General features: G+C 29.7%; 19 protein-coding genes, 1 pseudogene and 1 riboswitch. Of the genes and pseudogenes, 2 read left to right on the top strand and 18 right to left on the bottom strand.

Going from position 1 to position 15715, the window contains the following annotated elements; translation table 11 throughout:
* Positions 1-30 precede the first annotated feature (30 nt).
* The 15 genes from HMPREF1983_RS07250 to HMPREF1983_RS07180 form a co-directional block, all read right to left on the bottom strand.
* Positions 31-618, bottom strand: a complete 588-nt coding sequence (locus tag HMPREF1983_RS07250) for a uracil-DNA glycosylase family protein (RefSeq protein WP_021753669.1) — start codon at positions 616-618, stop codon at positions 31-33.
* Positions 619-699: 81 nt separating this feature from the next.
* Positions 700-2058 (bottom strand): 23S rRNA (uracil(1939)-C(5))-methyltransferase RlmD, encoded by a 1359-nt coding sequence (gene rlmD / locus HMPREF1983_RS07245; RefSeq protein WP_021753668.1) that lies wholly within the window; start codon positions 2056-2058, stop codon positions 700-702.
* Between the two features lie 62 nt (positions 2059-2120).
* Positions 2121-2276, bottom strand: a complete 156-nt coding sequence (locus HMPREF1983_RS07855; protein ID WP_021753667.1) for an SE1561 family protein — start codon at positions 2274-2276, stop codon at positions 2121-2123.
* Positions 2277-2347: 71 nt separating this feature from the next.
* Entirely contained in the window at positions 2348-3127 is a 780-nt protein-coding gene (locus HMPREF1983_RS07235) for an SDR family NAD(P)-dependent oxidoreductase (protein ID WP_021753666.1), read from the bottom strand.
* Positions 3128-3328: 201 nt separating this feature from the next.
* Positions 3329-5545 (bottom strand): heavy metal translocating P-type ATPase, encoded by a 2217-nt coding sequence (locus HMPREF1983_RS07230; protein ID WP_021753665.1) that lies wholly within the window; start codon positions 5543-5545, stop codon positions 3329-3331.
* Positions 5546-5556: 11 nt separating this feature from the next.
* Positions 5557-5760 carry a heavy-metal-associated domain-containing protein gene (locus HMPREF1983_RS07980; protein ID WP_021753664.1) on the bottom strand — a complete coding sequence of 68 codons (204 nt, stop codon included), beginning with the start codon at positions 5758-5760 and terminating at the stop codon, positions 5557-5559.
* 21 nt (positions 5761-5781) lie between these two features.
* Complete coding sequence (locus HMPREF1983_RS07220) at positions 5782-6231, bottom strand: CopY/TcrY family copper transport repressor (RefSeq protein ID WP_021753663.1); 450 nt, start codon at positions 6229-6231, stop codon at positions 5782-5784.
* Positions 6232-6415: 184 nt separating this feature from the next.
* The gene (locus HMPREF1983_RS07215) at positions 6416-7135 is read right to left on the bottom strand and encodes a class I SAM-dependent DNA methyltransferase (RefSeq protein ID WP_021753662.1); all 720 of its coding nucleotides are present in this window, start codon (positions 7133-7135) and stop codon (positions 6416-6418) included.
* Position 7136: 1 nt separating this feature from the next.
* Complete coding sequence (gene rsfS / locus HMPREF1983_RS07210) at positions 7137-7475, bottom strand: ribosome silencing factor (protein ID WP_021753661.1); 339 nt, start codon at positions 7473-7475, stop codon at positions 7137-7139.
* A gap of 16 nt (positions 7476-7491) precedes the next feature.
* The gene (gene yqeK / locus HMPREF1983_RS07205; RefSeq protein ID WP_021753660.1) at positions 7492-8361 is read right to left on the bottom strand and encodes a bis(5'-nucleosyl)-tetraphosphatase (symmetrical) YqeK; all 870 of its coding nucleotides are present in this window, start codon (positions 8359-8361) and stop codon (positions 7492-7494) included.
* A complete protein-coding gene (gene nadD / locus HMPREF1983_RS07200) occupies positions 8336-8944 on the bottom strand; it encodes a nicotinate (nicotinamide) nucleotide adenylyltransferase (protein ID WP_021753659.1) in 609 nt (202 codons plus the stop codon). Before nadD ends, yqeK begins: the two co-directional genes overlap by 26 nt.
* A gap of 1 nt (position 8945) precedes the next feature.
* Positions 8946-9245: a ribosome assembly RNA-binding protein YhbY gene (gene yhbY / locus HMPREF1983_RS07195; protein ID WP_021753658.1), complete on the bottom strand. Its 300-nt coding sequence runs from the start codon at positions 9243-9245 to the stop codon at positions 8946-8948.
* Between the two features lie 16 nt (positions 9246-9261).
* Positions 9262-10383: a ribosome biogenesis GTPase YqeH gene (gene yqeH / locus HMPREF1983_RS07190; RefSeq protein WP_040461332.1), complete on the bottom strand. Its 1122-nt coding sequence runs from the start codon at positions 10381-10383 to the stop codon at positions 9262-9264.
* Positions 10376-10957 (bottom strand): YqeG family HAD IIIA-type phosphatase, encoded by a 582-nt coding sequence (locus HMPREF1983_RS07185; protein ID WP_021753656.1) that lies wholly within the window; start codon positions 10955-10957, stop codon positions 10376-10378. The genes yqeH and HMPREF1983_RS07185 overlap by 8 nt, the downstream gene beginning before the upstream one ends.
* 17 nt (positions 10958-10974) lie before the next feature.
* On the bottom strand, positions 10975-11751 hold the full coding sequence (locus HMPREF1983_RS07180) for a phosphatidylserine decarboxylase (RefSeq protein ID WP_021753655.1): 777 nt from the start codon (positions 11749-11751) through the stop codon (positions 10975-10977).
* A gap of 385 nt (positions 11752-12136) precedes the next feature.
* Between HMPREF1983_RS07180 and HMPREF1983_RS08065 the strand changes: the two are divergent.
* Together HMPREF1983_RS08065 and HMPREF1983_RS07175 are read left to right on the top strand one after the other, a co-directional pair.
* Positions 12137-12223: pseudogene (locus tag HMPREF1983_RS08065) on the top strand (TetR family transcriptional regulator); the annotation flags it as partial.
* 12 nt (positions 12224-12235) lie between these two features.
* Positions 12236-12685: an LmrA/YxaF family transcription factor gene (locus HMPREF1983_RS07175; protein ID WP_021753654.1), complete on the top strand. Its 450-nt coding sequence runs from the start codon at positions 12236-12238 to the stop codon at positions 12683-12685.
* 54 nt (positions 12686-12739) lie between these two features.
* Here the strand turns inward: HMPREF1983_RS07175 and HMPREF1983_RS07170 are convergent, their stop codons facing one another.
* The 3 genes from HMPREF1983_RS07170 to pflA all read right to left on the bottom strand — a co-directional run bounded on the left by HMPREF1983_RS07170 (position 12740) and on the right by pflA (position 15655).
* Positions 12740-13102 (bottom strand): globin domain-containing protein, encoded by a 363-nt coding sequence (locus HMPREF1983_RS07170; RefSeq protein WP_040461315.1) that lies wholly within the window; start codon positions 13100-13102, stop codon positions 12740-12742.
* A gap of 303 nt (positions 13103-13405) precedes the next feature.
* Positions 13406-14587: a methionine adenosyltransferase gene (metK, locus tag HMPREF1983_RS07165; protein ID WP_021753652.1), complete on the bottom strand. Its 1182-nt coding sequence runs from the start codon at positions 14585-14587 to the stop codon at positions 13406-13408.
* Between the two features lie 102 nt (positions 14588-14689).
* A riboswitch (SAM riboswitch) is annotated at positions 14690-14792 on the bottom strand.
* A 71-nt stretch (positions 14793-14863) separates the two neighbouring features.
* A complete protein-coding gene (pflA, locus tag HMPREF1983_RS07160) occupies positions 14864-15655 on the bottom strand; it encodes a pyruvate formate-lyase-activating protein (RefSeq protein ID WP_021753651.1) in 792 nt (263 codons plus the stop codon).
* Positions 15656-15715 lie beyond the last annotated feature (60 nt).

Raw genomic sequence — 15715 nt, 5'->3', positions numbered from 1 at the left:
TAATATTTTCTGCCTGTAGTCAGTTTTGATTTATTTATTCAACACTTCTCTTACTTTTTCTCTTAACACCGGCACAACATCTTTTTCAAACCATGGATTTTTACTTTGCCAACGAAAATTTAATGGAGATGGATGCACTATTGGGAAATACTGTGGTAAATACTCCTTGTAGTGATGCACAGTTTCCGTTAGATTGCCTCTTTTAACATCACATAAATAATAATCTTGAGCATATTTTCCTACTAAAATAATTAGCCTAATATTTGGTAATAATTCCAATACTTTATTATGCCATTTGGAAGCAAAATTTTTTCGTGGTGGTAAATCTCCACTTTTCCCTTTTCCCGGGTAATAAAAATCCATCGGTACAACGGCTATTAAACCGGAATTATAAAATATTTCGTCATTTATACCCATCCATTCACGCAGTTTCACACCACTTTTATCATTAAAGAATATTTTACTTTCTTGTGCTTTTATCCCCGGTGCTTGACCCACTATCATAATTTTTGCCGTACTAGGAGCTGAAAATAGCGGTTCTATTCCTTTATCCGTATACTTTCTATTTTCATCATCTCTCATAATCTCCTGTTTTAGATGCTCTAATTTATTATCCAAGATTATTCCTCCCTTACTGAAATTTATAATTTCTTATTACAATTTAGATAATTTTTTTCATTATTTATTATCGCTATTATTCTACTTTTTCACCAACTCTACTACCGCTTCTATCGTCGGTGTCCCCGGAAACATATCTATTGGTTGAATACGACGAATTTTGTATTTTCTTGCTAATATCTTTAAATCACGGGCAAGTGTTGAAGGATTACAACTAACATAGATAATTTTTTTCGCTCCAATATTTAAAAGATTTCTGGTCAGATGTCCTAACCCGGCACGTGGAGGGTCAACTATCGCAACATCAAAGTTAATACCTTTTTTTATCCACTTAGGTACTATTTTATTTACATCACCTGCTACATAAGTACAATTTGTCAAATTGTTAAGTTTAACATTATCATTGGCATCTTCTATCGCTTCTTTTACTATATCAACGCCGTATACTTCTTTGCATTTTTTACTTACATACTGCCCTATCGTTCCGACTCCGCAAAAAGCATCCAACACTACATTGTTTTCTTTTAAATCTGCAAACTCTACTACCTTATCGTAAAGTTTCTTTGTTTGTAGGGGATTTAATTGGAAAAATGAATTTGCTGATAATTTATATTGAATATCTCCGATTTTTTCAATTATACAATTATCACCATAAAGTGTAATATTTTTTTCACCCATTACTAAGTGATCTTTATCATTAGTGATGTTTAACACTATGCTTTTAACATTTTTTTCATGCTTAATCTCATTTATGATTTTGTCAAGATTTTTTATTTTCTCAGTATTGGCAACAAAAATAAGTTGAACATCCCCATTACAAAATGATGTTCGTGTGGCTATATATCTTACTCCATAATGATTTTTATTCATTGAGATAACTATTTTATATTTCTCTAAACATTTTGTAGCAAGTTGAGTAATCTTATTTCCATTATTATGTAAGGCTAAATCTTCCTTTATTTCAACCAACTCATTTGTCCCTTCTTTATACAATCCGGCTATAACCTTACCGTTACGTACAGCAACGGGAAACTGATTTTTATTACGATAGTGCTCTGTTAAAGGGCTGGCTAATGTTTTTAAAACTAATTTATCGGTTTTAGGAAGTTTATAATATTTATCAAAAGCATCTATTAATATCGAACGCTTATACTCTAATTGTTTTTTATACTCGACATGAAGTAATTGGTATGCCCCGCTTTCTGCATATTCTTTTTTCACTTCAACACGATATGGGCTAACTTCTTTTATTTTTATTAATCTTCCTATAATATATTTTGGAGTTTCTTCAATTATTTCACAAATAATCACTTCATCAGGTAATGCCCCTTTGACAAAAGTAATTTTCTTTTTATAATAACCTATTCCTTCGCCATTAATTCCAACTTTTTTTATCGTCAATAAAATATTTATCTTCTTATTGTTATTTTTCTTTTTCATTTTATCCTCATATAAAAAGAGCTAAACAAGAAATAACTTGATTTCATTTAGCCCTCTGTACTCTATTTTATAGTTTTTATTTCATTATCTAATTCTTCTACCAAAGCTATTAATCTATCAATTTGTGATAAGTCTACCTTTTCAGGTTCGATATTCTCCAACTCGCTCGCAAAATCTTCAAATTTTGTTTTTAATTCCTCTAAAATACTATTAGACACTATAAATAATCTCCTTTTTTATTCTCTTCTTCAATTATAATATAATTCTATAAAAATTCAACTTATATATTTTATTGTTTTTTAAATATACTATAAATTAATTTATCTCCTAGTTTTGGAAATATCATATTAATTTTTGCACCCAACGCCAATTTAATCGGCGTATTCACTTCACGTTTTTTTCTTTCTATACCTACTATTATTTTTCTACAAAGACTTTTTGGTGTAATAGTTTTATCACCCAATTTTTTTAAATATTTCTTATTTTCATCCGAAGCACCAAAGAAATTTGTTGCAACCGGACCGGGATTTACGGTCATAACATGAACATTATCTTCTTTTAATTCTAATCTTAAAGAATTACAATAACCTATAAGTGCAAATTTTGTTGCTGAATAAATTGATGTATATTGAGTTGCTATTTTCCCTGATAATGATGCTATAGTTACAATAGTTCCTGATTTTTTCTCACGCATTTTTTTAGCAATTTCATTAGTTAGTTGTATCGTTCCTATAACATTTGTATCAAACATTTTAACTACTTCATAATCATTAAATTCACTGAATTCCTTCATAATTCCGAAGCCGGCACCGTTAATCAATATATCAATATTACCTAATTTTTCTATCAGTTTATCTACTTGTTCCTTGTCTCCAATATCAACTGAATATGTATTTGTAGTTACATTATCAAAAGTTTCACATTTTTTAGCTACTTTATCAAGAGCTTCTTTTCTTCTGGATACTAATATTAAATGAACATTTCCTTTTTCTGCAAACTGATAAGCGAGTTCCCTACCTATTCCACTAGAAGCTCCGGTTATCACAATCGTTTTTTTATCTTTCCCCATAGTACTGACCCTCTTTTATAATTAGTAATACCAGTATATCATATTTCAAAAGGTTTTTATACATAATTATTTATTTGTAATAATTATATTATGGTATTCTAAAAATTCTTCGTACTGAAAACTATAACCAACATTACCATCAACTAGTTTTATTCAAAAAACTATACTAAAAAAGACTGTTTACACAGCCTTTTTATAATTCTATAATTTTATTCTTTTTAATCTTAGGGCATTTAATACAACAGATACAGAGCTTAAGCTCATTGCTAAGCCTGCTATCATCGGATTAAGGAGCATACCATAAAATGCGTAAAACACGCCCATTGCCATCGGTATTCCAATAATATTATAAATAAATGCCCAAAATAAATTTTCTTTTATATTTTTTTCGGTTTTTTTACTTAAATTTATTGCTTTAACTACATCCGCCAAATCGTTTTTTAATAAAATTATATCGGATGAGTCTAATGTTATATCTGTTCCTGTTCCTATTGCAACACCTATATCAGCTTGAACTAAGGCCGGAGCATCGTTAATACCGTCCCCGACCATTATTACCATCTTATCTTTATTTTGTAATTTTTTTATAGCAGTAGCTTTCTCATCAGGAAGAACATCACTTATTACTTCTTTTATTACAACTTCACTCGCAATTTTCTCTGCCGTTTGTTTGTTATCACCGGTTAACATAACAACTTCCAAGTTGGAATCTATCATTTTTTTAATTGCAAGTTTGCTACTTTCTTTAATTTCATCACGAATAGCAACAATACCTAATAACCTATTATTCTCTGCTAAATAAACTACTGTTTTAGATTCATTGCTATAATCATTTATTTCATTTTCGAATTTAGAAATATCAATATTATTTTCATTCATAAGTTTTTTATTACCTAAAAGTAGCTTTTTATCGTTATAATTTGCTCTAACTCCCTTCCCTACTATCGTTTCAAAATTTTCCACTTGAATATCCGAAATATTATCAGTATAGTCAATAACAGCTTTTGCTAACGGATGTTCTGATTTTTTCTCCAACGCTTTTAATAATATTAAAAAGTTTTCTCTATCATAATTTTTTACGTTTACATCAGTTACTTCAGGACTTCCTTTTGTTATTGTTCCGGTTTTATCCAAAACAACCGTTGTAGCTTTTGAAATAATTTCTAAAACTTCACCATTTTTTATAAGAATCCCATTCTCCGCACCTCTACCTGCACCGACCATTATTGCCGTAGGTGTTGCTAATCCCAACGCACACGGACAAGCGATTACTAATACAGAAATAACAATAGTTAGCGAAAATTCTATATTCTTATCGCCAATAAAATACCAATATAAACCGGAGACTATTGCTAACGTTATTATCGTCGAAACGAAAATTCCGGCTACTTTATCCGCCAAACGAGATAGTTCTCCTTTATTATTTTGGGTATTTTCCACTAAGTTAATAATTTTTGACAGAGTAGTATCTTTCCCTACATCAGTTACTCTAAAAGTAATATAACCGTTTGTATTAATAGTACCTGCTACAACCTTATCATCTTTCTTTTTTTCTACCGGTATACTTTCACCGGTTAACATAGCCTCATCAATAACAGCATTTCCGGAAACTACAACACCATCAGCTGAAATTTTCTCTCCTGCTTTAACCCCTACTATATCTCCAACTAATAACTCTGTAGTTTTAATAATTATCTCTTGATTATTTTTAATTAATGTTGCCTTTTCAGGAGTTAGTTGAATTAATTTATTTACAGCTTCCATAGTTTTTCCTTTTGATAAACTTTCAAAATATTTACCAAGTGTTATTAATGTTAATACAACCCCTGCCGATTCATAATAAAGATGATGAACAGCATGAATATTTCCATACAGAACCCTAATGCTGTTATATAGGCTATAAATAAATGCTGCACTTGTTCCCAAAGCAACTAAAGAATCCATATTAGGATACCCTGCAAATAATGCTCGATAACCCTTTATAAAAAAATTTCTTCCCATATATAAAATAGGAATAACCAAAATAAGTTGGATAATCGCAAAAGTTTTTGAATTTGTATTCATATCTATTATGTTTGGTAAATTTATCATCTCTGCCATGGCAATATACAATAACGGTAGAGCAAAAACAATAGAAACAATTAATCTGCTTTTTATTTTGCTTAATTCTAATTGTTTTTTATTCTCTTTTTCTGTAAAGGAACTTTCCTCTTGTAATTTTGCTTTATACCCTATCTTTTCAACTTTATTTATTATTTCATTAGTAGTTTTATTATCTTTGTATCTTACCGTTAGTTTCTCACCGGCCAGGTTTACATTAGCCACATCTACCGAATCTATTTTTGAAATAGCCTTTTCTATTCTCATTGCACATGCCGCACAAGTCATACCCTCTATATCGAATGTTTCTATTTTCATATTACCATCTCCTAAATTTCGGTAAGTTCATAACCAATTTCTTCTACCGCTTTTATTATTTCATCAACCTTTTCTCCTTCAACATATTCAACAGTCAATACTTTATTTTCAAAATCAACACTTGCACTTTTCACATTATCTAAAGCACTAACAGTTTCTTCTATAATCCTTACACAGTGTGTACAACCCATTCCACCTATTTTAAATCGTTTCATTTTTCTCTCCTCCTAAATTTGTTATCTATGACAAATACATTGACCATTATTATGACAGGTACATTGGCCTTTAACACAATTACATTCTATTACTTTTTTAGCTGTTTTTTTCTTTTCTTTTAATTTTAAAATGGTATTATCTATATCTTCTACACTTAGTCTATCCTCATCTATTATAATTTTTATTATTAACCCTGTTTTCCTTGCACAAATTTTATTTAAAAATTCCTTTGTAATACTTTCAAGACAATCATTTTCACTATATACCGCATTATAAATAAATTTATTACCCTGTTTTCTTGTATTTAACATGTTTTTCTCAACTAATCTTGAAAGTAATGTCTTGATTGTAGAAACTGACCACCCTTTCTTAGAACTTAGCGTATCAATAACAATCTTGCTTGTAGTATCGATATTACTCCAAACTACTCGCATTACTTCCCACTCTGCTTCAGAAATATTAAACACCATTCGTTAATTCTCCTTTGATTGATTTTCGTCTACAAATGTAACCTTCAAATAATATTATATGCTCTTCGTCTACAAATGTCAACAATTATTTTAAAAAATAAATATGTTTTAATCATAAAAATACCAGCATGAGAAATCTTAAAATAACTATAATGATAAATAATAAAAAAGAAGTAACTGCCCATTACTTCTCTAAAATAAATATTATTCTTTCCGAATTTTTATAATTTTTATTTTCCCTGTCAAAATCACAAAAATAATCTTTAATTTTAAATCCTATATTTTTTATTTCTTTTTTCACTTCACATATATCATACGTTCTTTGCCTTTGATATTCTTCTAATTTCTTATATAGATTATTTTTTTCTTTAATGAAAAATGTAATCTCATTCTCTACTTCTAAATTATTTTCCGTTTTATAGGTAAACCATATATAACTAATTTCATCGTCATCATATGCGAACACTTTATTTTCTAACATAGTGTTAATTTTATTCGGTGTATGAATATCAAAGATAAATTTCCCGCCTTTTTTCAGTGAATTATATACACCTTTTAATCCTGCCTTAAACTGTTGAAAATCTTCCAGATAATTAAACACATCAAATGCACTTATAATAAAATTAAAACTTTTATTTAATTTCTCTACATCTAACAAGTTCATCATAAAATAACTAACACTGGATTCCTTTTGACTTGCTAAAGCAAGCATTTCCTCACTATTATCTATTGCAAAAACGTCGCCATATTTTTTCAATTCTGTAAGTAATGCACCACTTCCGCAACCTAAATCAAGAATTAGAAGATTTTCTTTATCTCCTAATTCTTCTCGTATTATTTCTTTATAAGTATCGTAATCAACGTCCATTAATTTGTCATAAACAACACTTAAATTTTTATACATTCTAAACCTCTTTTAGTGGATATTTTTCAAATAACAGATCCAATTCATAATATTCTCTGTCATCTCTTGTTAAAATATTGACAATTACATCTCCTAAATCCATAAGAACCCACTTAGCCTCTTTTAAACCTTCTGTACTATAAATATCAACACCGCTCTTTAGTACTTTTTCTCTTACTTCATTAGCTATAGCTTCTACTTGTCTTGATGTTGGAGCATGACAAATAACTGTATAATCATACAATACTCCTGCATCCGTTAAATCATAAGCTACGATGTCGTATCCATGCTTATTATCACAAGCATCAACAACCATCTTTAATAAATTTTCCACTTTCATTATGTATCCTCTTTCTTTATTTTTTTATAATGTGGAACATTACTACATATAATACATCATCATCGGGATAACGTTCTGCTAATTTATCTATCAGCTCTTCTAATGTAACACCATAATACTTAGCATAACGCTCGGTCAACGTTTCTCTAGTTACCGGTTTTACCAAATCTACTTCCAAAGTGGCAAATACTGTATCCGGATCTTCATATGTAGTTGCCTCCAATAAATCTCCTTTTTTGAAGTGTGCCTCACTTTTATTTCTTATAGTTATCGTTTTTTCGTCTGCTAAAATTTTATCTTTATTTTTTTCTTTAAAACCTACTCGATAATTTTTTATATTATAATAATTATAACATTCTAACAACGACGGATAAATTCTCTCATCATTATCAATTAAATATACTAATGTATATTTTGCAGCAAGCCTTACCGCCTCATCTAAATCGTACTCGGCTATCTCCGTTACTTCTTTTAGATGCGGGTGTTTTCTTTTTGGTTCTATATAATCAGCAATAAAAATTATTTTCTCAAGTAGAGTCATATGTTTTCTACCGAATGTATGAGTAGCAACTGCAAGTTTTACCTCTTCGTCTTCAATACCAAACTTCTCTCCAATATAGGCACTTCCCACCGGACCATGTAATACAGCTACAGGATAATCAAGCAACTTAACATCTAAATTATGTAAGATAACATATTTTTTCATTTCCACTTCGTCCATCGGTTTGCAAACGTCATGTACTAAAGCTGCAAGAGCTGCTCTTTGTTCACTGGCTCCATAAACTCGTGCCAAATACTTAGCAACTTCTACTACTCTTAATGTATGTTCATATCGTTTTTCCGGTAATATTTCTTTTATTTTATTTTGAATTTCTTGAAAATCCATATAGACTCAACTCCTCTATGTAATTTTTACATTCTTTTGTAATCATGTAATCTACATTTTTGTTATTCTTTATATTATCTCTTATCAAACTGGAACTTATTTCAATAATTGGCGACGGCATTATTTCATAGCTTATAGATTTATAAAAATCATCATTTTTAATAATGTTTCTTAAACTCTCTTCATTTCTTGCAACAAAAATAAAAGTCACCATTTTTGAAAGTTCTATTATATTATACCATTTTTTTAAATCTTTTATCCTATCCGTTCCAATTATAAAATACAGCTTATCGTTTGGATAAAATCCTTTAAAATATTTTACCGTATTAAAGCTATAACTTATTGCAGAATTTTTTATTTCATAATCACTTAATTCAAATTTTCTATTACTCTCTATACTTAAACTTACCATTTTAGCTCTATCTTTATCACTGGCATTTAAAATTCTTTCCTTCAGCGGTGTTATATGGGAAGGAATAAAAATCACTTTTTCTAAATTATAAAAATCTAACGCATAACTCGCTGTGATAAGATGTCCTATATGGATAGGATCAAAACTTCCTCCATAAAGTGCTATTTTCATACTACTTCACCAACTCAATTTTTCTATACTTTTCTTTTGAACTTTGTTTATACAAAACTATTGTATTTCCGATTAATTGTACCAATTCCGAAGCCGTTCTTTCTGCTAACAGAGTGGCCAATTCATTTTTATCTTCTTCACAATTTTGGAGTATACTGACTTTTATTAACTCTCTTCGTTCTAAAGCATCCCTTATACCTTTAACCATATCGCTTGTTACTCCGGATTTTCCTATTTGGAAAATTGGAGTTAGGTGGTGTGCTAAGGCTCTTAATTGTCTTTTTTGTTTTCCTTTTAACATATATTCTCGTTTCTTTCTATATTATCGATTCTCTTACAAATACTTCGATTTCAGCCGGTGTGTAAATATCTATAAGACACCCTTTATCACTATTTACTGTAATCCACCCTAATCCTGAAATTACTATATCCATCTTCTTATTATCTATTTTAAAACTTCTCTTAACCTGCTGTTTAAAAATTGATACATTCTCTTTAAATGGCGGTTTTAACATTGTTCCTAAATGTTTTTCAAATATTGTTTCGGCATTACTCAATTTCGTTCTGTGAACTTCTACTAAATTGGAAGCATATATTGTAAAACTTTGGCGTTCTCCCAAAACAAAATCCATTCTTGCCATTCCGCCAAAAAATAACGTTTGCTCCGCATTTAATTGAAAAACACGTGCTTTTATTTCTTTTTTCGGCATTACTAATTTTAAACTTTTCGAATCCAAATAATGTGCAATATCATAGTCTAAAATAATCCCCGGCGTATCATAGATACTGGTTACCTTATCTAGCGGTATTTCTATCATTCCTAGAGTTGTCCCCGGAAAATGTGAAGTTGTAATTACATTTTTATCCCCACTGGTTAATTCTATTAACTTATTAATAAGTGTTGACTTACCGACATTAGTCGCTCCGACTATATAGATATCTTTGCCTTTTCTTAACTCATCCAGTCTATACGCTAATTCTTCAACTCCATAATTTTTAATAGCACTAATCAAAAGGATGTCTTTCACTTTAATACCTTTTAATTTCATCATTTTAAAGAGCCATTGTTTTATCTTATTTTCCTTAACTGATTTTGGCAGTAAATCTAATTTATTAGCAACAAGCACTATATCTTTATTATTACCAACTATATCTACTACATCCTCAATCCAGCTTCCGGAAAAATCAAAAATATCCACCACCTTAACTATAAGAGCATTTTTTTTCTTAGATAACGTCTTTATCAAGGCGTAAAAATCTTCCGCACCCAGTTCAACATCAGATACTTCATTATAATTTTTCAAACGAAAGCATCTTTTACAAACTAAGTCTTTATCTTTATTTTTCTCAATTACGCTATTAGGTAAATATCCTTGTTTTTTAGGATTTTCTGATTGAACTTCCGCTCCGCATCCTATACAATATAATTTATTATCCAATATATCCACCATTACTTCCCTTTACCTTTTTTTTGGTGAGTTTATATTTTAATACTTTCATCTGTGGAAATACTTTTTTTCTTTTTAGAATAGTTATTATTATCCCCTCAAAAAAGCGATTAATTCTTGTCTTAAACGCATCCGTTTTTGAAATCGGCTTAACAAGTACACTCATTACGCCAAAACTCTTAGCGCCTAATATATCCGTTAGCACCTGATCGCCTAAAATAATAGCTTCTTCCGGTTTTCTGTTCAACTTATGAAGAGCTTTCTTAAAACCGGTTGTGAATGGTTTTTTAGCTCCTGCTACGTACTGTAAATTAAGTTGTTTACAAAATTCTTCAACACGTTCTTCTGTATTATTAGATACTACAATAATATCAAATCCGGCTCTACGCATTCGTTTTAACCAACGATTCAACTCTTTTGTATCTTTTTTACTATCCCACGAAATAAGCGTATTATCTAAATCGGAGATAATTACTTTTTTATTGTGCATATTCATATATTCAACATCAATAAACTCATATTTTTCTATAAAATCATCCGGTAAAAAATATCTTCTTAAAATCACTAATATCACTCAACAGCTTACAATACCGTAGCTATTTTTTCTCCCATCTTAATTACTTTATTTTCTAAATTTTCCTCTAATAGAATATTATCTTTTTCAAATAATAATACGACCGTAGAACCAAATTCAAAATATCCTAACTCATCTCCTTTTTTGACATAAATACTCTCATAAGTCGGAATAATTGAGTTTACATTTTGAGCACCTACAGGTATGAGTGTATAATTAATTTTTCCTGATAGTTTATAAACTTGACGATAATTGTAACTTAATATATTATCCCCTAACTCTAATCCCAGCTTATTGACCGGATATGAATACTTTCCTAAACTATAAGCCTCTTTTACTTGACTGTTAAGCGGGAAATGTATTCTATGATAATTTTTGGGACTTAGATAAATAATTACATACGTACCACCTTTATACTTATCAGCAAATTCCTTATCACCTGCCAGCGTTTTCACACTATACACCTGATTTTTAACAACAAATGTGCTATTTTCAGAAATATGACCTACTTCTGAAATCACGCCATCTGTCGGACTAATGAAACTATCTTCTTCTTTATCGATAGGTCTGGCATTCGGGTGTAACTTTCTTATAAAAAATTCATTCAAATTTCTAAAATCATCCAATTCATCTAAAATTTCATCAGTGTCAATATCATATACCTTTGCAAAAGGTTGTATCATTAATCTACTTAAATTCGATTTTGTCAATTTTTTTAAAGCCTTTGAGCTTAATTCTCCATTTGTCAACTCTACACACAGTTGAAACATTTTCTTTTTTAACATGGCAATCTCCTTACAAATATCACTCTATATTTTACTATAAAATCGCTATTTATTCAATATTTTGACTGTTATCTACCCGGTAACTCATAAAAATTATATTTAAGTGTATTTTCTTTTTTAATGATGATTTATTTTTTATTTTTTATATTTTATTTTTTATTTTTTTAAAAAGTAAACCGTTCTCATCACTTTTAATTTAGCAATTCTACAAATTATATTTTTTAAAATAAATTATTATATATTATTGATTTTTGATATATAAATATTGTATAATAAGAATACAGATTGGTGTATGAGGGAGGGAAACGACATGACACTTAATAATAAAGTTAAAGAAAACATTATATTAACCACTGTCCAAAACGTTTGAACTAAGGGCTACTCTCTGACAAGTGTTCAGGATATAATTAAAAAGGCAAAAGCCCCTAAAGGAAGTGTATATTACTATTTTCCAAAAGGAAAGGATGAAATCTACTTAGAAGCTTTGGATAAAATAAGTTGTAATGTTAAAAAGGAATTTAAGACTATTTCTCCAAAAGAAAAAACTTTGGAAGAATATTTAACTGCAATTTTTGATTTATTTATTTCAAAAGGTAAAGCATGTAAACGAAGTGGTTTTTCTTTAACATTATTAGCATTAGAAACTGCGGAACTTTCACCTGTAATTGCTGAAAAATGTAGTGACATACTTGAAAATTGGAGATTACTTCTTGCCGATGCTCTTTTTGATAAAAATATCGCAGAGGAATTATGTAATCCTATTAGCGAATGGCTTTTCACCAGTATTCAAGGTGCTATTTCAGCACATAGAATTCATAAAGATGAAGCATTTTTATACAATATAAAATCTTCTATTAAATTTATTACGGCTGCCAGTCCTGAGATGCTTAAAGAGATATTCACTAAAGTGGATGAAGAAGAAAATGTTGCATAATAAAAAACTGAAATTTAGATCTATAACATAATAATTCTCTAAATTTCAGTTTTTTTATTTTATAGTATTTATCATTTGAACTGTAAGTGCATTAACTTTTTGACTTAAAAATTTTTTTATTGCCGGATCTATCTCTAATCTGTTCAATGCAATTTCAAAATCCTCAAACCAATACTTCGCTTCATTTATTGATATAGGCAAATTTATATGCTTTTTTTTTAAATTCGGTGTATTAAAAATAGAATGTCCCGGTTCACCAAGAAATAACCTGAAAAATTTTTTTTGTTCCTCCTTTATTCTATCAAAACCATTAGAAAATAAAACATTAATTCTATCATCATTTGGAATAATATCATCATACATATAACTTACTAACAGATCAATATTTCTTTCTCCTATTTGATTGTATAAATTCATGTCTATCTCCAACTTTCTTAATATATCCTTATATATATTAAACATCATAATAACCGTTTTTTCAAACAATATGCAACTATATTATTACAAATATTAACTACTTAAGTAAAATTAAGAACCGGAGTTGAATTAAAAGCTAAAAACTTTAATAGAATTTGTTTATTAGTAGTTGTCCGCAGTATTAATTAATCCGGTAATTCGCTTTAAATACTTTTCCAAAATTTAATGAACTGTGCAGAGGCGACTCTACAAAATCAATTTTTAACAAAATCACGATTTTTGAGTCGCCTCCAACTTTTATTTCTATTTTAATAATTTTTTAAATTCCTCTACTCTGTCCAATCTTTCCCAAGTAAAGTCTTCATCATCACGCCCAAAGTGACCATAAGCGGCAGTTTTTTTAAAAATAGGTCTTCTTAAATCTAATGTCTCAATTATACCGTTTGGTGTTAACTTAAATTCTTTTTTTATAGTTTTAACAATCTCTCCCTCATCTACTTTTGAAGTTCCAAATGTTTCTACGAAAATTGATACCGGATTAGCAACACCAATAGCGTATGCTAATTGCACTTCAATTTTATCACAAACTCCGCTTGCGACAATATTTTTAGCAATATAACGTGCCATATATGCTCCGGAACGATCAACTTTAGTTGCATCTTTCCCACTAAATGCACCTCCACCATGTCGAGAAAAACCACCATATGTGTCGACAATTATTTTTCTTCCTGTTAAGCCGGCATCTCCTACTGGCCCGCCTATTACAAAACGCCCTGTTGGATTAATAAAATATTTCGTATTCTCATCTAACAATTCTCTATCTAAACATGGTTCTACTACATATTTTTTAATATCAGCATGAATTTGTTTTTGAGATATTTCTTTATCATGCTGAGCCGATACTACTATAGTATCAATTCTTTTTACTTTATGATTAATATCATATTCTACTGTAACTTGAACTTTCCCGTCAGGTCCTAAATAAGATAAAGTTCCATCTTTTCTAACATCTGCTAATTGTTTTGACAATTTATGACTTAGATAAATAGGTAATGGCATATAAGAATCTGTTTCATTAGTCGCAAAACCGAACATTAAACCTTGATCTCCTGCTCCTACCTCTTTTACTTCAGATGACTCTTTAGTTTCTAAAGAATTATCAACCCCAAGTGCAATATCAGGAGATTGTTTATCAAGTCCTATAAGAACCGAAATATGATCCCCTGAATAGCCATTTCTCGGATCATTATATCCTATTTCATTTATAGTATTCCTTACTATTTGTTGGAAATCTATATTAGCCGTTGTTGATATTTCCCCAACAAGAACTGCTAAACCGGTATTAACACAAGTTTCACACGCCACTCTTCCGTATGGATCTTGTTTTAAAATCTCATCTAAAATTGCGTCAGATATTTGATCTGCAATTTTATCCGGATGTCCTTCTGTTACTGATTCTGATGTAAATAAATATGTTTTACTCATTTTTTAATCTCCTAAATATTTTATTTCTGATACTAATATAAAACTATCTCATTTATCCTTATAATAAAAATAACCCCTCGCCTTGAAACGAGGGGTTTTCATATCTCATCGTTCAAAGTTAACTTTGCTAAGGAAAGCACCTTAATCAATCGACTAGGTTGCCGGAGTTCATCGGGCCTCATCCCTCACTCACTCTTGATAAGTATTTATATTGCACCGTCAGTATATCAAAATTAATTATGTTTGTCAAATGATATCCATTATCAAAAAATAATTTTAACTAACATCATTTCTTGCTCCGAGAATGTTTATAGCATTTTCTATTCTATCTTTTGTTGGTGGATTAATATCATCTAATTCATATTTTATTCCAAGTTCTTTATATTTAAACTTCGCCATATCATGATAAGGTAATACCTCAACACGTTCTACACCGTGCAATGTATCAATATATTCACGTAATTTTTGTAAATAGTAATCATCATCTGTCCATTTAGGTACAAGAACATGTCTTATCCACATTTTTGCTCCATTATCGCTAAGAAATTCAGCAAATTGAAGTATATTTTTGTTTGTTCTTTTTGTTAATTTTATATGATGTTCATCATCAATATGCTTTATATCTAATAAAAATAAATCAGTAAGAGATATTAGTTCTAAGACTTTTTTGTTCATACTTGGAGCATTTACGTAAAATCCACCACAGGTATCAACACAAGTATTAATACCTAACTCTTTTAATTTTCTAAATAACTCCAATATAAAATCTATTTGTAATAATGATTCTCCTCCACTAACGGTTACTCCGCCTCCATTACTGGCTTCAAAAAAATCACGATATTTAACTATCTCTTTGGTTAATTGGCTCACTGTAACCACTTTTGCATCTGGATTATGCATTCTCCAAGTATCCGGATTATGGCAATATTTACATCTTAACATACAACCTTGGAAAAATACTACATATCTAATCCCCGGCCCATCAACGTTACCGAACGACTCAACAGAATGTATATTAGCCGTTAACTCATTAGTTTCTTCTACTGGTGCTAAATTTGTCAATTTCATAGTTTGCCTCCTCCTTTACTAATATTTTATTCATATAATCATTATATATTATCTTATAAT

This window comes from Gemella bergeri ATCC 700627, assembly GCF_000469465.1.
GTDB classification, from domain to species: domain Bacteria; phylum Bacillota; class Bacilli; order Staphylococcales; family Gemellaceae; genus Gemella; species Gemella bergeri.
This window is presented reverse-complemented; position numbering and strand designations above follow the sequence as displayed.

Bases quoted from the DNA above. Each gene is read 5' to 3' on its own strand.
- nadD (WP_021753659.1), bottom strand. From the start codon at position 8,944: ATGAAAATAGCACTTTATGGAGGAAGTTTTGATCCTATCCATATAGGA.
- rlmD (WP_021753668.1), bottom strand. From the start codon at position 2,058: ATGAAAAAGAAAAATAACAATAAGAAGATAAATATTTTATTGACGATA.
- metK (WP_021753652.1), bottom strand. From the start codon at position 14,587: ATGAGTAAAACATATTTATTTACATCAGAATCAGTAACAGAAGGACAT.
- HMPREF1983_RS07170 (WP_040461315.1), bottom strand. From the start codon at position 13,102: ATGAATTTATACAATCAAATAGGAGAAAGAAATATTGATCTGTTAGTA.
- yhbY (WP_021753658.1), bottom strand. From the start codon at position 9,245: ATGTTAAAAGGAAAACAAAAAAGACAATTAAGAGCCTTAGCACACCAC.
- HMPREF1983_RS07180 (WP_021753655.1), bottom strand. From the start codon at position 11,751: ATGTTAAAAAAGAAAATGTTTCAACTGTGTGTAGAGTTGACAAATGGA.
- HMPREF1983_RS07980 (WP_021753664.1), bottom strand. From the start codon at position 5,760: ATGAAACGATTTAAAATAGGTGGAATGGGTTGTACACACTGTGTAAGG.
- HMPREF1983_RS07220 (WP_021753663.1), bottom strand. From the start codon at position 6,231: ATGGTGTTTAATATTTCTGAAGCAGAGTGGGAAGTAATGCGAGTAGTT.
- HMPREF1983_RS07215 (WP_021753662.1), bottom strand. From the start codon at position 7,135: ATGTATAAAAATTTAAGTGTTGTTTATGACAAATTAATGGACGTTGAT.
- HMPREF1983_RS07235 (WP_021753666.1), bottom strand. From the start codon at position 3,127: ATGGGGAAAGATAAAAAAACGATTGTGATAACCGGAGCTTCTAGTGGA.
- pflA (WP_021753651.1), bottom strand. From the start codon at position 15,655: ATGAAATTGACAAATTTAGCACCAGTAGAAGAAACTAATGAGTTAACG.
- rsfS (WP_021753661.1), bottom strand. From the start codon at position 7,475: ATGAAAGTGGAAAATTTATTAAAGATGGTTGTTGATGCTTGTGATAAT.
- HMPREF1983_RS07230 (WP_021753665.1), bottom strand. From the start codon at position 5,545: ATGAAAATAGAAACATTCGATATAGAGGGTATGACTTGTGCGGCATGT.
- yqeK (WP_021753660.1), bottom strand. From the start codon at position 8,361: ATGGATTTTCAAGAAATTCAAAATAAAATAAAAGAAATATTACCGGAA.